Origin of the sequence: Gemmiger formicilis (assembly GCF_900167555.1) — a bacterium.
GTDB lineage: Bacteria > Bacillota > Clostridia > Oscillospirales > Ruminococcaceae > Gemmiger > Gemmiger formicilis.
This window is the reverse complement of the sequence record NZ_FUYF01000017.1, coordinates 31,080-45,995: the sequence shown is the minus strand read 5'-3', so window position 1 is coordinate 45,995 and position 14,916 is coordinate 31,080. Positions and strand designations below refer to the sequence as shown.

Below are 14,916 nucleotides of genomic sequence, written 5' to 3'. Positions count from 1 at the left end.
ATCCGGCTCATGCAGAGGCAGGCCGCGAAACGACAGATTAACCAGAAAATCAGCAAATCCGACAGGGTTATAAACTTGGGTACAGCCTGCAAGTCGGAGATACTCATCGCTGGTCCCAGCAAAGAGTGAAGGCCGTAGTCGCGCAGAACCTGCCATAGATGAGGCAAAACAGTTCCGAAAGCTATTACTGCCGCAACCGCGGTGCTTTGCCACAGCTTTGCTTTCACAGTGTATTTCCGGCCCAAAGGGGTGGATGCCAGAATTTCATCCATGCCGCCCTTGCGCTCCATTGCAAATAGACCGCTGAAGCATAGGGCGCACAGCAATCCTGCTAAAAGTGTATCTTGCACATCACTTGTGCCGGTAAAGCCGAACAGCTTCTTGTAGCCGGTCTCATAAACAAGCCACGCACCGGGATTCTCCTTTAGATAGTAGATGTCTCAATTGTTACTGCGCGGCAGTTTGCTTCCCAGTTGCCGTTCGTCCATGCCACATCACTTTCATGGACATACTGTCCGATATTCGTTTCAGAAACACCGTAGTGGGACGATCCTTTTCGACCTTCGCGCTGCCAAAGTGCGCCCAACGCCTCAATCGTCAGAATACTGGCACAATGGTGAATCGTGATTTCGGAAATAGTGCCGCCCTGCGCTTTGCGATTTTTAGTATAGTTATCCTTGTAGGCCGGGATAAATTTGGTAACCAACTTTGAGTCAGACGCGTCAGAGCCAGCGTCACTATCGCTACCATCGCTGCTGGTTCCGGGTTCAAGAATTGTAAACATCTGTTCTTTTTCGCCCGTGTAGGCCGCCCATTTCAGTGCTGTACCGTCCGCTGTTAAATAGGTATCCCGATCCCGCAGTTTAAGATAGTAGGTATCAGTCAGACTCTCTACCTGTACCGCAGTTATAACCGTGTCGATATCGTCTGCCGTGTTCAGATGCCAAACAATACAGTTGGCATTGCGCGTGTTGTAATTCAGCGCGTACCAGCCTTCACCACGCTGCAAAACGATTCGGACATTGCCATTACCGCCGTAATTTTCCAGCGCCCAGCGCTGATCGGGATTGTTGGTGCGGTTAAACAGGTTGACTGTTTCACCATTTTTTACAGTACCATCTTCGTGATTGCCCAGAACATTCACATACTTACCTGTTGCCACATTCTGCAGCTCATAGTAGTGGTTAAATTCGTATGCCATTTGTGATTCTCCTTTTTCACTTTTTGAGCGGCCGCTCAAAAAGTAAAGAGAGCAAATCGTGCAAAATGTAAATTGAGTTTACATTTTGCGGAATTTGCTCTCTTTTGATAATAAATCTTATAAAAGGAGAATCCGAAGAATATGCAAACAGATTCTATTGAAAAGGCCGTTGGTATCGGCGCAATCGGCCTATGGGCCGCATTGCATGGATGGCTTGGCTGGCTTGTTGTTCTCTATGCCGTCTGCATGATGCTGGATTGGGTAACCGGCACTGTTCTTGCTATAAAAAATGGTGTTTGGAGTTCCCATAAAGCTAGGCAGGGGTTGTGGCATAAATGCGGAAGTATTATAATGATTTTTGTCAGTGTCTTGACAGATATCCTGCTTGGATTGACATTAAATCATATTTCCGGGCTCACGCTTCCGTTTAATTATGATATGCTGCTCACACCAATTGCTTTGTTTTGGTATATTGTATCCGAATTAGGCAGTATCCTTGAAAATGCCGAAAAGATGGGTGCTCCTATTCCTCCACTACTTAAAAATGTTCTTGAAAAGATGCGTGACAGTAACGATGATAAGAATGCCTCCTCGCTATAGGCGTTCATTTTTTCTCATAAAACGCGCAAATGCCCATCGGCTTTTGAACCGATGGGCATTTGTGCGTTTTATGGCTTTCTATACAATGTACTTTATTTTTCTAGTTCGTGGTTTTATGGTTTGGTCAAAATTCTATTTCTCTGTTGTTTCTACAGTAACACCCGACTCAGACAAAAGATTCCCACATAACATGCCAGATAATAAACTTTTGCTTTGCGAGTAAAATCCCCTATTAAAAATACGTAGACAAAAATTCCATAGCACAGTAACACTATACCGTGAACTGGCAACAATTTTAGTGAACCATCTCCCAGAAACATTTCCGCAACAAAGGCAATAAACATCGGCGGAAGCATTGTCGCACTTATATCAATCAATTCGTGAATCTCAAACTTTTGATTTTTGAAGGATATCTGTTGTAGAATAACATACGCCATAATTCCCATCAAACTTCCCAATGTGTTTACAATAAAATCATCTATATCTACGACACCGGTTTTTAGAATGAACTGCGCACTTTCTATGAAGAATGTTGTCAAGCATGACATTCCAACTGCCTTATATACGCGAAAATGCTTCTGGTAATAGCAGTAAATTATTCCAAACGGTACAAACATTACCATATTATAAAGCATATCCCATGAAATAGGATTGCGACCATATTGCAAGTTCTCTCTAACACTATGGAACGGCAGTAGATTAATTTCTTCCACCCGTGTTAGTTGACCACCCATAATTGTCATAATCACGTTAAAACGAGATACACACATACTAAATACTATCATAAAATATAGTATAGTCATAAACTGGAAGCCATGCTTTCTTCTGCTTTTCATGATCGGTTGCCTCTCCAATCGTTTTAATTTATCATAGCTTTCTTTAAATTTGTTTATCTTTACTGCTGGGCATCATATAGTTCCTTATAGATTCTACATGTATCATATAGTCTATCATGTTTTCCGCGAGAAATCAACTTTCCATCGTCAAATACACAAATTTCTTCGTTTCCTCCAATGAAGTTCACAAAATGTTGTAATAACATCACACATACTTTTCTGTTTGCTTGAGCATTAATTTCATTGTACAACATTCTAAATGTGATTGCATCTAACGCCGCATTTGGTTCATCTAGCAAGAGGATTTCATTATCTCTTGCCATTGTTCTGCAAATTGCAAGCCGTTGCCATTGTCCCCCCGATAACTGCACGCCATTCTCAAACCAATATCCAATTTGCTGCTTTGGGTTATCACAAATCGAATCTGGCATCTTGTACTTTTTCATAAGTATTTTTATTTCTTTTTCACTTTTTTTCGTTCCTGTTTGTCCGATATTTACATTTTCCATTCTCTTGCCCGTTCTGCATCTTCTTCACCAGAGCAGCAGCGGGGTGTGCGCGTGCAGCAACCGGGTCAGCGCGTCATCCACGGCATCGGTATAGCCGCCCTCAGCCAAGCGCTGGGTGCGCAGTTGGTTGAGGGCTGCTTTTGCCAGCCGATACTCTGCCGCCGACATCGTCAGCTTGCCGCCTGCGGGCAGATTGTTCACCCGCAGGATGAGCCGTCCCGTTTCTTCGGCACTGCCGCCGCGGGCGCGCTGGCCGTAGTAGACATCGCCCAGCGCCCGGAGCAGGATGCTTTTGTTGGCACGGTCGAGTTTAACTTTACGTTTCAATTCTTTCTTCAATGCCAATTATATATCGGCAAGCGCTTACGCTTCGCGTTAAAGGCTATTCAATTAAAGAAATTTCAGAAATGACAAAAACCAGTGAAGCCACCGTGAAAAGTCGAATTCACCGTGCGTGGAAGCTTCTGCTTGAATCATTTGATGAATAGCCTCTTGAAGTTCGAATACTTATGCTTTGCCATATAGTTAACGGCCTCGGTAAAATTCCAATTTTGCCTTGCTGAAATATTTCCTTGATCCTTTCAATGTCATTCCTGTATCCAGAAGGACCTTGTAATTAGACATTTGTAGAATATGATCGCCGTTTATAAGGTAACTTTTATGGATTCGTAAGAATGCAGATGAAGCAAATTCATGTTCCGCTTCGTCCAATGTAGCATAGAACGACGGAGAGCCTTCCGGCGTTTGGCGTATGCCATCCAAATGGACAAGGACACAATGGTTTTTGCTTTCCAAATAGATGATGTCACGTTCTTCCTTTTCGTAGTCCGCCAGTATCCCTCTGATGGCTCTCTTTACTTTTTCCTCCTTGCCAGGAATTGCCTTCAAGTACTGCGTCCAAAGGGAACGTGCCGTTTCCCAATAGAGAATATCCCGTACAATGAGAGTGTACCTCGGATCATGTTCAACAAGCGGGAACCGATTATATCCGCAGGATAAACTGCACACTACACTATTGTGGGAATTGCAGTAATTGGGAAAAACAATGCAGTCGAAAGAACTATCTCTGCTGGCATCCAGCAACTGTTCCATATTCCAAAACTCATAAATACGACTGATACGGTCTGAAAGTCCTTTATCATGGTACAATATCGTCTTTATCGCTTCGATAGCAATCCCTTTCGGGTCACAAACTGCGATTATCATAAAAATCCACCTTATCTTACAAATATTATCCGTAAGATAAGGTGGATTGGTTTCATAAATTTGTGGAGTTTTTTTGCTGCCTGCTGAGCATCAGCTTTCCGGCCGCAGCATTGGCGAGCGTTGCGGCAATGAGAAGCCCCAGCGTGTTCCATTTGGCGAGGACATCCTTGGCACAGGGGTTCAGGGAAAAGCCGGTTTCTATGGCTTTGCCCACTGCGGGCAGCAAGCCGCCCCAGTAGGAAAAGTCGCTCCACCGGGCGGGGGTGATCCAGGGCGGGAGCAACCGTAGCAGGGCGGGCAGGACGAGCGCAAGCAGAAAAGCGCCGCCCAAAACAAACCAGCACGTTTCCTTTGGGCACCCCCTGCGCACCCGGCCGCCCAGGGTGCGGGCGGCGGCCAGCAGCACCAGCCCCGCCGGGCAGAGGGCATAGGCCGTCAGGGCGGCCATCCAGGGGAAAGGGAAATAGAGGGTCACCTGCTGTGCGATCCCCGCCGCACGCAAAAGCTGCTGCACCGTCTCCACCGGCGGCGCAGCGTAGCCGCCCCAAAACTCGATGTTGGAAAAGCCATGGTCAAGGCTTTCCCCGCACAGGGCCAGGCTGGCGCTGCTGCGAAAGAGCCCGCACACGCGGTAGATGTCTCCTTCTATCTCCAATTCCTGCCCCAGCACGTCCTCGCTGCCCCAGAGCTGCCACGCGGCAGCGGTTGAGACCGCGCATTTGCCATTCTCCTGCGCAGCGGGGAACCGCCCCTCCAGAAGCACGGCAGGATACACCGCGTCATACTCGCCGCAATATAGAATGGCAGTGATCCCGCAGGTTTCCCAGCGGCTTTCCGCCGATCCCTCTGCCTGGCTCCAAAAAGCGGGAACAAGCGCGCTCGCCCCATCCTCCTGCCGCAAAGCAGACCGCAGCGCTTCCAGCTGCCGCCCCGTGACCGGCACGTCGGAGCGCACCGAAACCAGCGGATAGGCTGCCCACAGCCTCCCCGCAAACCAAACAGCGATCCCCCAGGAAACCGCGCATGCCAAAAGCAGCACCGCCTTTCGAATCTTCATCCCGCTGTACGCACACGTGCGCCCTCCTGCAAGCTCTTCGTTGTGGCGGCCACCACCGGCGCACCGGTCGTATAATTCCGCAGGGCCGCCAGCTCGTTGTTGCGCTCCACGACCTCCACATAAACCTTGCGCACGATGTTTTGCAGCCCCAAAATAGTGTTGCGCTCCTCCACCGAATAGACGAAATCCCCGCCGTTATCACTGTGAAGGGCGCTGACCGGCAGGCAGCAGTCATATTCCGTCTCGGAAAGCCGGATTGTGAGTTCCGCTTTTCCCACCTGCCAATCCGACCCGGTCAGCGCAGCGGAAAGCACCACGCCTCCATCCTGCTGAGAAACGGACGAATTGATTTTCACGCTTTCGGACTTTGCTCCCTGCATGACCGTCACCGTAACGCCGGCGGTATCCTGCACCGCGTCCTCGGCCTCCAGCGCAAATCGGATCTGATACCCTCTTTCGGGGTCGGAAATGCTCCCGCCCACCTGGCCGCTGGTCTGCCCCTGCATAAGCTGCAGAGATTCCACGGTACCCGTCTGCGGCGCACAGAAGACGCCCTCCTGCTCGTCCAATTTTTTCAGCGTCTCCACGCTACTTTCCATTTCCCGGATCTGTTCCGCCAGAACCGTGGCACTGGCCGCATTGGCGGCGGCTGTTTCACTGGCGGCTTCCACGCTTTTCTCGTAGGCGTGCCGGGCGTCGTTTCGGGCCTGCTCCGCCTGTTCGGCGGCCTGCGCAGCCGTGCGAGCCGCTTCTTCCCGTTGGCTTTGGACGCTTTCCAGCGCTGCGTCCGCCTCGTTGAGCCGGGCTTCCGCTTCGGCCAGTGCCTCCCGGTTTTGCGTTTCCTCTGCCGTAAGCTGCGTCAGCTCCGCTTCGATCCGGCTGATGATTTCCTCGTCCGGCGATTCTTCCTGCTGCAGCAACTCCCGCTGTGCCTGCTTCTCTGCGATCTCGCGGGCATATTGGGCGGCCTTTTCCTGCCGCTCGTTCAGTTCGCGCTGCAGGGCATCCCGCTCGCTGCCGGCATTCGCTTCTTTCTCCGCCCAGGCTGCCGCGCTGTTCTCCGCTGCCTGGTAGGCGGCCTGCAGGGCCTGCTGGGCTTTTTCCAGATCATAGCTGTCCGCCGCCACCGGTTTGGTAAGCCGGGCATATTCCGTCTGTTTCTGCGCAAGTTCTGCCTGAAGGCTCCGCAGTTTCTGTTCCACATCCTCCCGGCGGAGGGCCGCTATTTTGTCTCCTTCCTGTACAGCCTCCCCCTCCGAGACAAAAACCGCCTCCACCAGCAGCCCTTCGGGCAGATAGAACAGGCTGCCCGCCGCCCACTGAATGGTTCCTGTCGCCGTTAGGCTCTGGGTGATGGTATTGGGCGCCGGCGTGGAGAGCTGCACCTCTGGCAGCAGCGCGCCGGATGTTCCGCGGGCAAGCAGCGTAAAAGCCAGCATCCACAAAAAGAAAAGCGCGATCTGCCGGGGGCGAATCGAAAACCTGTTTTCCTCCGGCGATACGGCCTGCGGCTGCGCCGGTTCCTGACGAACGGCAGAATCCCTGACGATTTTCACAGAAAATGTCTCCTTCCTTATGCCTTGATGCCTCCGGCCTGGATGCCCAGTTCCAGATAGGTTTGCCCATACAGGAACACCAGCATCGCCGGAATCAGCGAGAGCAGGCTGGCCGCCATGGCGATCCCCAGGTTGTCTGTCACAATATCGTTCATATACATGGAAAGCGGCCAGTTGGATTGGGATTTCAGAAAGAGCAGCGGCTGCTCCACCGCGTTCCACCCTTCGATAAAATTCAGCACCAAGGCGGCAAAGATTCCGGCATATCCCAGCGGAACTCCGATCTTCCAAAAGATCTGCCAGGCCGTTGCGCCGTCCAGCTTGGCCGCCTCGAGGAGTTCATTGGGAACATCCTGAAAGCTGCGGGTCATGATAAAAACCGGGAACGCCGAAAACACCCCTGGCAGGATGACGGACAGCGGCGTATCGTAGATTCCAAGGCGTGTGGCGATCAGGTAGTTGGGTACCATCAGTACCTGAAAGGGCAGCACCATCAGCGCAATGTACCCGAGCAGCAGGAAACGCCTGCCCGCAAAGCGCAGCTTGGCAAACGCCCACGATGCGGGGGCGGCGACCACCAGCTGACCGGCGATCTGTGCAAAGGCCAGCAGGCAGGTGTTCCAGAAGACCGAAAAAAACTGCGGGGTGTCCAGCAGCAGCTCCGCCAGCGGTTGGAGCGTCGGCCAGGAAGGCAGAATCGTCCACACCGCATACCCGCCGTCTGCTGTGTCCAACAGGGCCGGCCCCAGGGCGGCTGTCAATTCGTCCGACGCCATCAGCGCACCGTCGACGGTAAACCACAGCGGCCAAAGGACGGTGAAGGCCAGCAGGCCAAGGATCAGCACCGGCAAAAGAGGCTCCTTTTTTCTCATTCCTGCCCACCACCCCAAAAGTGATACAGTAGATACACGACGCAGCCAAGCCCCAGCGCCAGCAGCACGGCGGCGGCAGACAGCTTGCCGATGTCCAGCGACAGGAACCAGTTGTTGAAGAGGTGCTGCAGCAGATATATGCTTTCCTGCGGGTAGTTGCCTGCCACCAAGTAGGCCTCCCGAAAGACCTTAAAGGAGTTGACCAGGCTCAGTATGGTGGTCAGCACCACCGTTGGCAGCAGATTGGGCAGCGTGATAAAGACAAAGGTCTGAAAAGGGGTGGCTCCATCCACCGCTGCCGCTTCATACAAGGGCCGGGGGATGGTCTCCAGACCCGCCAGCCACAGCAGCATATCGTACCCGTTGTTTCGCCAAAGGTAGGTGAAAATCAGCACCCAAAAGGCCGCGCTGCTGCCCATAAAGTCCACGGGCCGGCACCCCAGCCCCACCAGCAAGCCGTTGACCAGCCCCTTGCCGGAGAAAAGCGCCCTCCATAACACAACGATGCTGGCAACAGGGATCGCATAGGGGAGCAGGAGGACGCTTTTGAAAAAGACCGCCCGCCGTTTTGCCGCGCCAAGCAGCACCGCACAGAGCAGGCTGACGGCCAGCAGCGCCGGGATGCAGATGCAGAGAAAGCGGCAGGTGTTGCGGACAGCCAGACGGAACGCAGTATTTTGAAAGAGCGCCCGGTAGTTCCCCCACCCGACGGCCCGGCTGCGCAGCGGGTCCATAAAGCTGGCCCGAACCGTTTCGGCCAGTGGGAACAGATAGAACAGGCACAGCCCCAACAGGCTGGGCAGCAGAAAAGGCAGTGCCTGCCAGCTCTCCCTCCGGCGCAGGCCAGTGACCTTTGGCCGTTTCATCGCCTTCACCTCCCTGCCTACACTGTAGCACAGGGAACCTGAAAAAAACCTGAATACCTTTCTGCCAAAACAGCTTTTAGGTCTCATCCAATTGCGCCAAATGGTCGATTGGTTCGATCTGCGCTTTGATTAATTCTGAATAATACTTCCCAGCTTTCTGCAGTTCCTGATGGGAACCGGATTCGACTAATTCGCCATCTTTTAATACCAGAATGAAATCCGCCAATCGAAGGCTGGAGTATCGATGTGTTATAAAAATGGTAATAGACATTTTTGTTTTCAAGTTAAGCCGCTTAATAATGTGCTGCTCTGAAATAGCATCTAACGCCGAAAAAGGTTCATCAAACAGGTACACATCCATTTAATCCCCGGCGCAGTGTAGGTTCATCAACGATAATGCGATTGTTGATTTTAACCAAGTCGTCAAAGATCGAATGGTAATATATGTTTCTGGCTTTGTAGGCGTCAAGCCCGTCGGTTTCTGCCTTGCGCTGTTGCCATATCATAAGGGGGTTGCACATACCATGAAGAGCATACTTGGGATTGCCGGTGATTTTGTCGTAATACTCATCCAAGCCAGGACAAGTTCCATACGATGGATAAGTAATATTTACATGGCAGGTTGCCGGAAGCCAGTCCAGCGATTCGAAGTATGCATTTACCTGCTCCAACTTTTCAAATCCAAATGGAGGTGTCAACACAGCGTTTATATTAACCGGCATGTGGGAACCTGCGTAGGCATCCGCCAAAATTCGAAGACCGCCAATGCTGTCTTCAAACGTGGGGGCATCATTTGCGTACACACGATATGCGTCGTGGACAGTGCGTGGGCCGTCGATACTGGCCATAATATATAAGTTCGGAACTTGAGCCAGATAGGTGGCGATTTCGCGTGTCATGAGCGACATATTGGAAGTAAAGCTATAAACAATCTCTTTGTTCCCTCTCTTGGCCTGAGACCTCTCAATCACAGCTTTCATCAGCTTAAAGTTGAGCAACGGCTCGCCGCCGTAGAAAGTAATTGCCAGTTTAGCGCCGCTGTTTTCCAACGCCCAATCAATTGCCTTAAAGGCAATTTCTGTCGGCATCCGCCGATTCCCAAAATCACGGTTCCCTGAGAAATCCTCTGAGTAGACGCAGTATTTGCAGCGGAAATTACATTGCTCCGTCACTTCAAGAATGATTTGTTCAACTTTCTGCTCCGTATCGGTTACACCCGCCGCAATTTCTTTTCCCATGCTCAAAAGCGGCGGTCGCTGGAACAAGCGCTCTGCGTCAATTGTCTGTAGGAGGTTTTTCACTGCATTAGGATCGACTTTTGTCAGTGATATCAAAAATGTTTCGGCGCTCAACGTGGGGTCAAACAATACGCGGAAAATGTAGCTGGTATCATCGTCCAACACAATTACCTTTCCGGTGCCTGTATCATAGTAGTAGTTGTTTCTCTTGGTGGAAAACAGTACTCCTTCACGCAGAGCAGACTGCGTAGTTTTCATATCATAAAGTCGCTGCAATACCGGTCGAAGAGAAAGAGGAACCATTTCTAATTCTACTATCTGCATATTGGCGATTCACATCCTATTCCGTAAATTGCCCTTGTTATAGCACGGATTTCATATCAAAGTGCTCATTCGAGCGAAAACGCGCGTTTCTTTCATCGAAAATCGACGATGCCGACGAGTGATTTCTTGTTCGGTATGTACACAAAAAGTGCTGTGAGAAAACCAAAAGGCTCTCACAGCACTTTTTACAATGATGCGACAAACGGTTGTGGATTCTGCCAATATCACGCCTGTGGGATCGTGACCTGCAGCGTAGCGCCGCCGCCCGGCGTATCCCGGATCGTGATGCTGCCGTGATGCAGCGCCACAAGCTTCTGCGCGATGCTCAGGCCCAGACCCAGGCTGGCATCGCCGGTTTGCGGGTCTGCGCGATAAAACTTTTGGAAAGCTCGTTCCTTATCCGCAATGCCCGGCCCCGTATCGGCCACCGACAGGCAGACCGTTCGCCCCGCCGCCACGGCGGAAAGTTCGATCTGCGTACCGCTGGGGGTGTGCTGAACGGCGTTGGACAACAGAATGGCCATCACCTGCTTCAGCGCGTCCTCGTCTGCCCGAATGGGCGGCAGCGCGCCGTCCGGCAGGCGGAGGGTCAGCCGGTCACCGGCCTTTGCCGCCACCGGCTGCCATGTCTCGTAAACTTCCCAGAGAAAGGCCTCGGTGTCCAGCTTTGCCGGCATGATCTGACGGGCAGCGGTCTCCAGACGGGAAAGGGATAGAAGCTCCTGCACCAGCTGCGCCATCCGGTGCGCTTCTGACAGAATGTTGGCGCGGTATTTTGCCTCCTCGCCGCCGGAAGGCAGCAGTTCGGCGCTGGTGATGATCACTGCCAGCGGGCTTTTCAACTCGTGGCTGGCCGCCGCCAAAAACTCCCGCTCCATCCGCTCGGCCCGCCGGGCGGGCTGCATGGCCCAGCCGGTCAGCGCAAAGGCCAGCGCCCCCAAAGCCAGCACGCCGCCCGCCGCCACCGCTACGTACAACAGTTGCATCCTGCCCCATTCCTGCCGGAAGGTCGCGGCATCCTGAAACAGGTACATCTCGATCCAATTCCCACTGGCCGTGGGGATTGCACAGTATTCCGCAAACCAGAGGGCACTCCCGTCCCGCAGGGTGTATGCCTGCCGGACAACCGTTTTGGCCCACAGGCCGTTCTGCCCATCCACGCTTTGCCGCGCCTCTTCCAGCATTGGTTCGCTGAGAGTGAGCAGCGGTGCGGCATCATCGCCCTGCAGGTAGGGATTCTCGATGGGGGCTCCCTTCTCGAATAAGGCGGGCACCAGGCGGTTTTCCACCGCGCTGCTGTAGATTGCCTTATGGTCGATGGTCTGTGTCTCCAGGATCGGCTGTTCCAGGGCGGAACAGAGGGAGGCGAAGGCCAGCCTATGCTTCTCCTCCAGGGCGTTCTTTCCCTGCCGGGCGGCCACGAAACAGAGGGTAGCCACCACCATGGCGGCAAACAGGATGTTCACCGCTACGATCTTCCACCGCAGAACGTCCAACGGCGCGGCCGGTTCAGCGGCCTTCTTTTTCTTCCACAAGGGCATACCCAACACCTCGAACGGTCCGCAAGCTCATCTTGGAGTGGATCTGGGCCAGCCGCCGGCGGAAAAAGCCGATGTAATTGTCCAGAATGGCCTCCTCCACGTCGGCGTCCGCGCCCCATACGCGGGCAAACAGGGTGGCTCGTGCCAGCGCCTGACCCTTGCTTTTCATAAACAGTTCAATCATAAGGCCCAGCTTTTTGGAGACCGCGATCTCCTCCCGGCCACAGGCCAGCAGCAGCGCCTTGGTGTCGTACACCAGATCCCCGTACCGCAGCACCACCAGCTCCTCGATGGGGGCCTGCCGCCGCAGGTTGGCCCGGACACGGGCCAACAGCTCCCGGCTGTCAAAGGGTTTACCCAGATAGTCGTCGGCGCCGGCATCCAGGCAGGTCACCTTGTTTTCCACGGCGGTCAGCGCCGTCAGCATCACCACCGGCGTCATGATTCCCTTGCGGCGGCTTTCCCGCAGGATGTCCGGCCCGCTTTCGCCGGGGAGCATCCAGTCCACCAGCGCCAGGTCGTAGGCGTTCTGCTGCAGATAGTAAGCGCCTTCCTCCCCGTCGGTGCAGGCTTTCACCGTGTAGCCCTCTTTTTCAAGGATTTCGCACAGCATCCGGTTCAGTTTCCGGTCATCTTCGATCACTAGCAAGTTCATGTATTCTACCTCCCGGGGCATATCTCGCAGGCCGTATCAAAAGCGGCAGATTATTTAATTTATAGCACAAATTCTCCCGGAGCGCAACCAAGGCCGGAAAGAGCCGCAGGCGCATTCAGGATTTTTTCAGGTTTTGTGTGGTACAGTGGTATTACCAAAATTGCCAGGGCAGCGGCCGCCTGCGCCGCCGCCCCGTCAGGAGGAATTTGTATGAACCGAATTCGATCACGGCTTGCGCCGCTGGCCGCCCTCATGGCTTTGCTGCTGGCGCTGGCAGGGTGTTCCGCCGCTCCTTCAACCGAGGAGCCGGGAACGGCCTCCCAAACGAAGTACGCCACGGGAAAATACACCCAGACGGAGGTCACCCCCGCGGTGGACAGCGGCTTCGCTCCCGCCAAGCTACAGATGCTGGACGGCGTTCCCACGTTATCGCTGTATAATGACGCCCAAAACACCGCAGCGGCGTTTTCCTGGACGGGGGATGGCTGGGAAACCATCGATCCCTCCACCGTACAAGCCTTTCTGGACGGGCTGGACAAAACGCAGGTGGAAACGCTGACCGCCTGTTACGGCGGCAGCGGCCGGTGGTGGGTGGCCGCCGCCGAGACCGGCGGCGCGTTGACGCTCTACCGCGTCGATTCGCAGGGAAGCGTCCGCACAGTGTTGACGGATACGCCGCCTGCCGGCGGCACCGCGCCCTACATCACCGACTTTGCCGCCGCCCCGGGGTATGCGGTCGTCTGCCTGGCGGACGGCGCAGGAAGCTGTGTTCTGCAGATTGTGGACGGGCAGAGCGGGGATATTTCCGCCACGATCCGTCCCAGCGTTGTGGATTATACCTTTGCGGTATCGGGCAACCGGCTGTATCTGCGCAACCGGAATGCCGGAACGATGGATGTCTATGCGCTTCCTTCCGGTGAAAAGGCCGATTCCTTTGCGATTGTTCCTGAGGCACAGGAGGTGGCCGCCTATGCGGTGGACGGCGAGAACCAGCAGATCGTTTTCCTCACCATGGACGGAGTTTTTCAGGCGGGCTTTGGTTCCTCGGTCAAGCAGGCCATGGTGCAGGAAAAAGGCTTTGTCTACGCCGCACCGCAGACCACCGACTATGAGATTCTCCCGCTGGGGGATGCCGCCTTCCTGGTGTCCTGCCTGCAGAACGGCGCGCCGCTGACTGTCCTGATCCGGTTGGACGCCACCCTGCCCACACAGGCAGCGCAAAGCCTGTATATTTGGGCGCTGGAGGACAGCGATGTCATCCGCAGCGCCGCCGCGGTCTTTGCCAACCAGTACCCGGATTGTGACGTTCAGTTGGAATTTGGCCGCGATGCCACCAGCCAGGCCCTTTCCGACGAGGATATCATCAAGAATCTAAACACCCGTCTGCTGGCCGGTGAAGCGCCCGACGTGCTTTTTCTGGACGGCCTGCCCATCCGTTCGCTGATGGAGAAAGGTGTGCTGGCGTCGCTGGATGGTGTTGTTTCGATGGACGGATACTATGAAAACATCCTGACCGCCTACTCGCTGGACGGCAGGCCCTACGCCTATCCGTCGGTGTTCCGCGTGCCGGTTTTTGTAAGCGGCAGCAGCGAGATCAACGTGGATGACTACGCCTCGCTGGCGTCGCTGGCCGCGCTCTATCAGGAGCAAAGCCTGATTTTTAACACCTCCTACGAGGATATTTTTGATTCCTTCTATATTGCCTCCAGCGCCGGGCTCTTCCCGGAGGAGAAGCGCATTGACGAGGACGCGCTGCGCGCATTCCTGCAATCCACCAGAGAGATGATCGATGGCCAGCAGATCACCGCCCAAACCAACGAGTATGTGATGGCCAGCGGCAACGGACAGAGCGTGGCCCAGTCGGAGTTTGCCATGAGCCTGATCAAGGTGGCCGAGGGGAGTTACCCCTGCGGTACCGGCGTTGTAAGCAGCCGTTCCGACGCGCTGAAGCTGTTTTGGAGCTACCCCGCCGTTGCCATCCGGCCGCTGCCCGGCAGCGGCTTTGAGGCCAAAGAGATCGTTTCCATCCCGGCTAACGCCGCCAACCCCACACTGGCAAAAGCTTTTGTCCAAATCATGCTGACAGACCCCGTTGTGCAGTTGAATTCCCTCTACAAGGGCTTCTCGGTACAGCGGGATGTGGAAAACGCCTATCTGGCGCAGACCATCGCGGACGGGGAGCAGACCTACGCCGCCGACCCGCTGACCTGCGATTGGGATTCCCTGATCGAAGAGCTGGGCGCGCCGTCCGTCAGCTCTGCCACGATTTATGATGTAACGCATGAGGCTGCGTTTGACTACTACGGCAACGAGATCGACCTGGACACCGCCGTCCAGCGCATCGAGGAAAACCTGGGACTCTATTTTTCCGAGCAGCAATAAGCAAAGCAGTAGCAGCATCGCCGAATCATTCTACTTGGCATTATAGCGGCGTTGTGTGGATGCTTTTCAAATG

Annotated in this window: 17 protein-coding genes; 3 read left to right on the top strand and 14 right to left on the bottom strand. The window is 54.1% G+C overall.

Features of this window, described 5'->3' with window-relative positions:
* Both B5D32_RS14995 and B5D32_RS11675 read right to left on the bottom strand, forming a co-directional pair.
* Positions 1-272, bottom strand: a 272-nt coding sequence (locus B5D32_RS14995) for a hypothetical protein (RefSeq protein WP_143402748.1), incomplete at its 3' end; no start/stop codon positions are given.
* 152 nt (positions 273-424) lie between these two features.
* Complete coding sequence (locus B5D32_RS11675; RefSeq protein ID WP_078785205.1) at positions 425-1,201, bottom strand: RICIN domain-containing protein; 777 nt, start codon at positions 1,199-1,201, stop codon at positions 425-427.
* Positions 1,202-1,342: 141 nt separating this feature from the next.
* On the opposite strand from B5D32_RS11675, the gene B5D32_RS11670 reads away from it, so the two are divergent.
* Entirely contained in the window at positions 1,343-1,801 is a 459-nt protein-coding gene (locus B5D32_RS11670) for a phage holin family protein (protein ID WP_078785204.1), read from the top strand.
* A gap of 149 nt (positions 1,802-1,950) precedes the next feature.
* Here B5D32_RS11670 and B5D32_RS11665 read toward each other — a convergent pair whose 3' ends face one another.
* The 3 genes from B5D32_RS11665 to B5D32_RS11655 are packed head-to-tail and all read right to left on the bottom strand — an operon-like array spanning position 1,951 to position 3,473.
* Positions 1,951-2,637 carry a VanZ family protein gene (locus B5D32_RS11665; RefSeq protein ID WP_078785203.1) on the bottom strand — a complete coding sequence of 229 codons (687 nt, stop codon included), beginning with the start codon at positions 2,635-2,637 and terminating at the stop codon, positions 1,951-1,953.
* Between the two features lie 59 nt (positions 2,638-2,696).
* A complete protein-coding gene (locus B5D32_RS11660) occupies positions 2,697-3,146 on the bottom strand; it encodes an ATP-binding cassette domain-containing protein (protein ID WP_078785202.1) in 450 nt (149 codons plus the stop codon).
* A gap of 24 nt (positions 3,147-3,170) precedes the next feature.
* Positions 3,171-3,473 carry a hypothetical protein gene (locus B5D32_RS11655; RefSeq protein WP_078785201.1) on the bottom strand — a complete coding sequence of 101 codons (303 nt, stop codon included), beginning with the start codon at positions 3,471-3,473 and terminating at the stop codon, positions 3,171-3,173.
* Between the two features lie 11 nt (positions 3,474-3,484).
* Between B5D32_RS11655 and B5D32_RS15765 the strand changes: the two genes are divergently transcribed.
* The gene (locus tag B5D32_RS15765; protein ID WP_078785200.1) at positions 3,485-3,634 is read left to right on the top strand and encodes an RNA polymerase sigma factor; all 150 of its coding nucleotides are present in this window, start codon (positions 3,485-3,487) and stop codon (positions 3,632-3,634) included.
* Positions 3,635-3,671: 37 nt separating this feature from the next.
* On the opposite strand, the gene B5D32_RS11645 is transcribed toward B5D32_RS15765, so the two are convergent.
* The 9 genes from B5D32_RS11645 to B5D32_RS11605 form a co-directional block, all read right to left on the bottom strand.
* Positions 3,672-4,352 (bottom strand): LytTR family DNA-binding domain-containing protein, encoded by a 681-nt coding sequence (locus B5D32_RS11645; protein ID WP_078785199.1) that lies wholly within the window; start codon positions 4,350-4,352, stop codon positions 3,672-3,674.
* Between the two features lie 52 nt (positions 4,353-4,404).
* A complete protein-coding gene (locus B5D32_RS11640; RefSeq protein WP_078785198.1) occupies positions 4,405-5,409 on the bottom strand; it encodes an ABC transporter permease in 1,005 nt (334 codons plus the stop codon).
* Positions 5,406-6,965, bottom strand: coding sequence for a coiled-coil domain-containing protein (locus B5D32_RS11635; RefSeq protein ID WP_078785197.1), 1,560 nt, complete (start codon positions 6,963-6,965; stop codon positions 5,406-5,408). The genes B5D32_RS11640 and B5D32_RS11635 overlap by 4 nt, the downstream gene beginning before the upstream one ends.
* A gap of 17 nt (positions 6,966-6,982) precedes the next feature.
* The gene (locus tag B5D32_RS11630; protein WP_078785196.1) at positions 6,983-7,837 is read right to left on the bottom strand and encodes a carbohydrate ABC transporter permease; all 855 of its coding nucleotides are present in this window, start codon (positions 7,835-7,837) and stop codon (positions 6,983-6,985) included.
* Positions 7,834-8,703, bottom strand: a complete 870-nt coding sequence (locus B5D32_RS11625; RefSeq protein WP_078785195.1) for a carbohydrate ABC transporter permease — start codon at positions 8,701-8,703, stop codon at positions 7,834-7,836. Before B5D32_RS11625 ends, B5D32_RS11630 begins: the two co-directional genes overlap by 4 nt.
* Before the next feature lie 76 nt (positions 8,704-8,779).
* Entirely contained in the window at positions 8,780-9,058 is a 279-nt protein-coding gene (locus B5D32_RS11620; protein ID WP_143402747.1) for an ABC transporter ATP-binding protein/permease, read from the bottom strand.
* Entirely contained in the window at positions 9,045-10,265 is a 1,221-nt protein-coding gene (locus B5D32_RS11615; protein WP_078785193.1) for a radical SAM protein, read from the bottom strand. Before B5D32_RS11615 ends, B5D32_RS11620 begins: the two co-directional genes overlap by 14 nt.
* A 224-nt stretch (positions 10,266-10,489) precedes the next feature.
* A complete protein-coding gene (locus tag B5D32_RS11610) occupies positions 10,490-11,806 on the bottom strand; it encodes a sensor histidine kinase (RefSeq protein WP_078785192.1) in 1,317 nt (438 codons plus the stop codon).
* Complete coding sequence (locus B5D32_RS11605) at positions 11,775-12,461, bottom strand: response regulator transcription factor (RefSeq protein WP_159447036.1); 687 nt, start codon at positions 12,459-12,461, stop codon at positions 11,775-11,777. The genes B5D32_RS11610 and B5D32_RS11605 overlap by 32 nt, the downstream gene beginning before the upstream one ends.
* Positions 12,462-12,671: 210 nt before the next feature.
* On the opposite strand from B5D32_RS11605, the gene B5D32_RS11600 reads away from it, so the two are divergent.
* Positions 12,672-14,843 carry an extracellular solute-binding protein gene (locus B5D32_RS11600; RefSeq protein ID WP_078785190.1) on the top strand — a complete coding sequence of 724 codons (2,172 nt, stop codon included), beginning with the start codon at positions 12,672-12,674 and terminating at the stop codon, positions 14,841-14,843.
* The last annotated feature ends 73 nt before the right edge of the window (positions 14,844-14,916 follow it).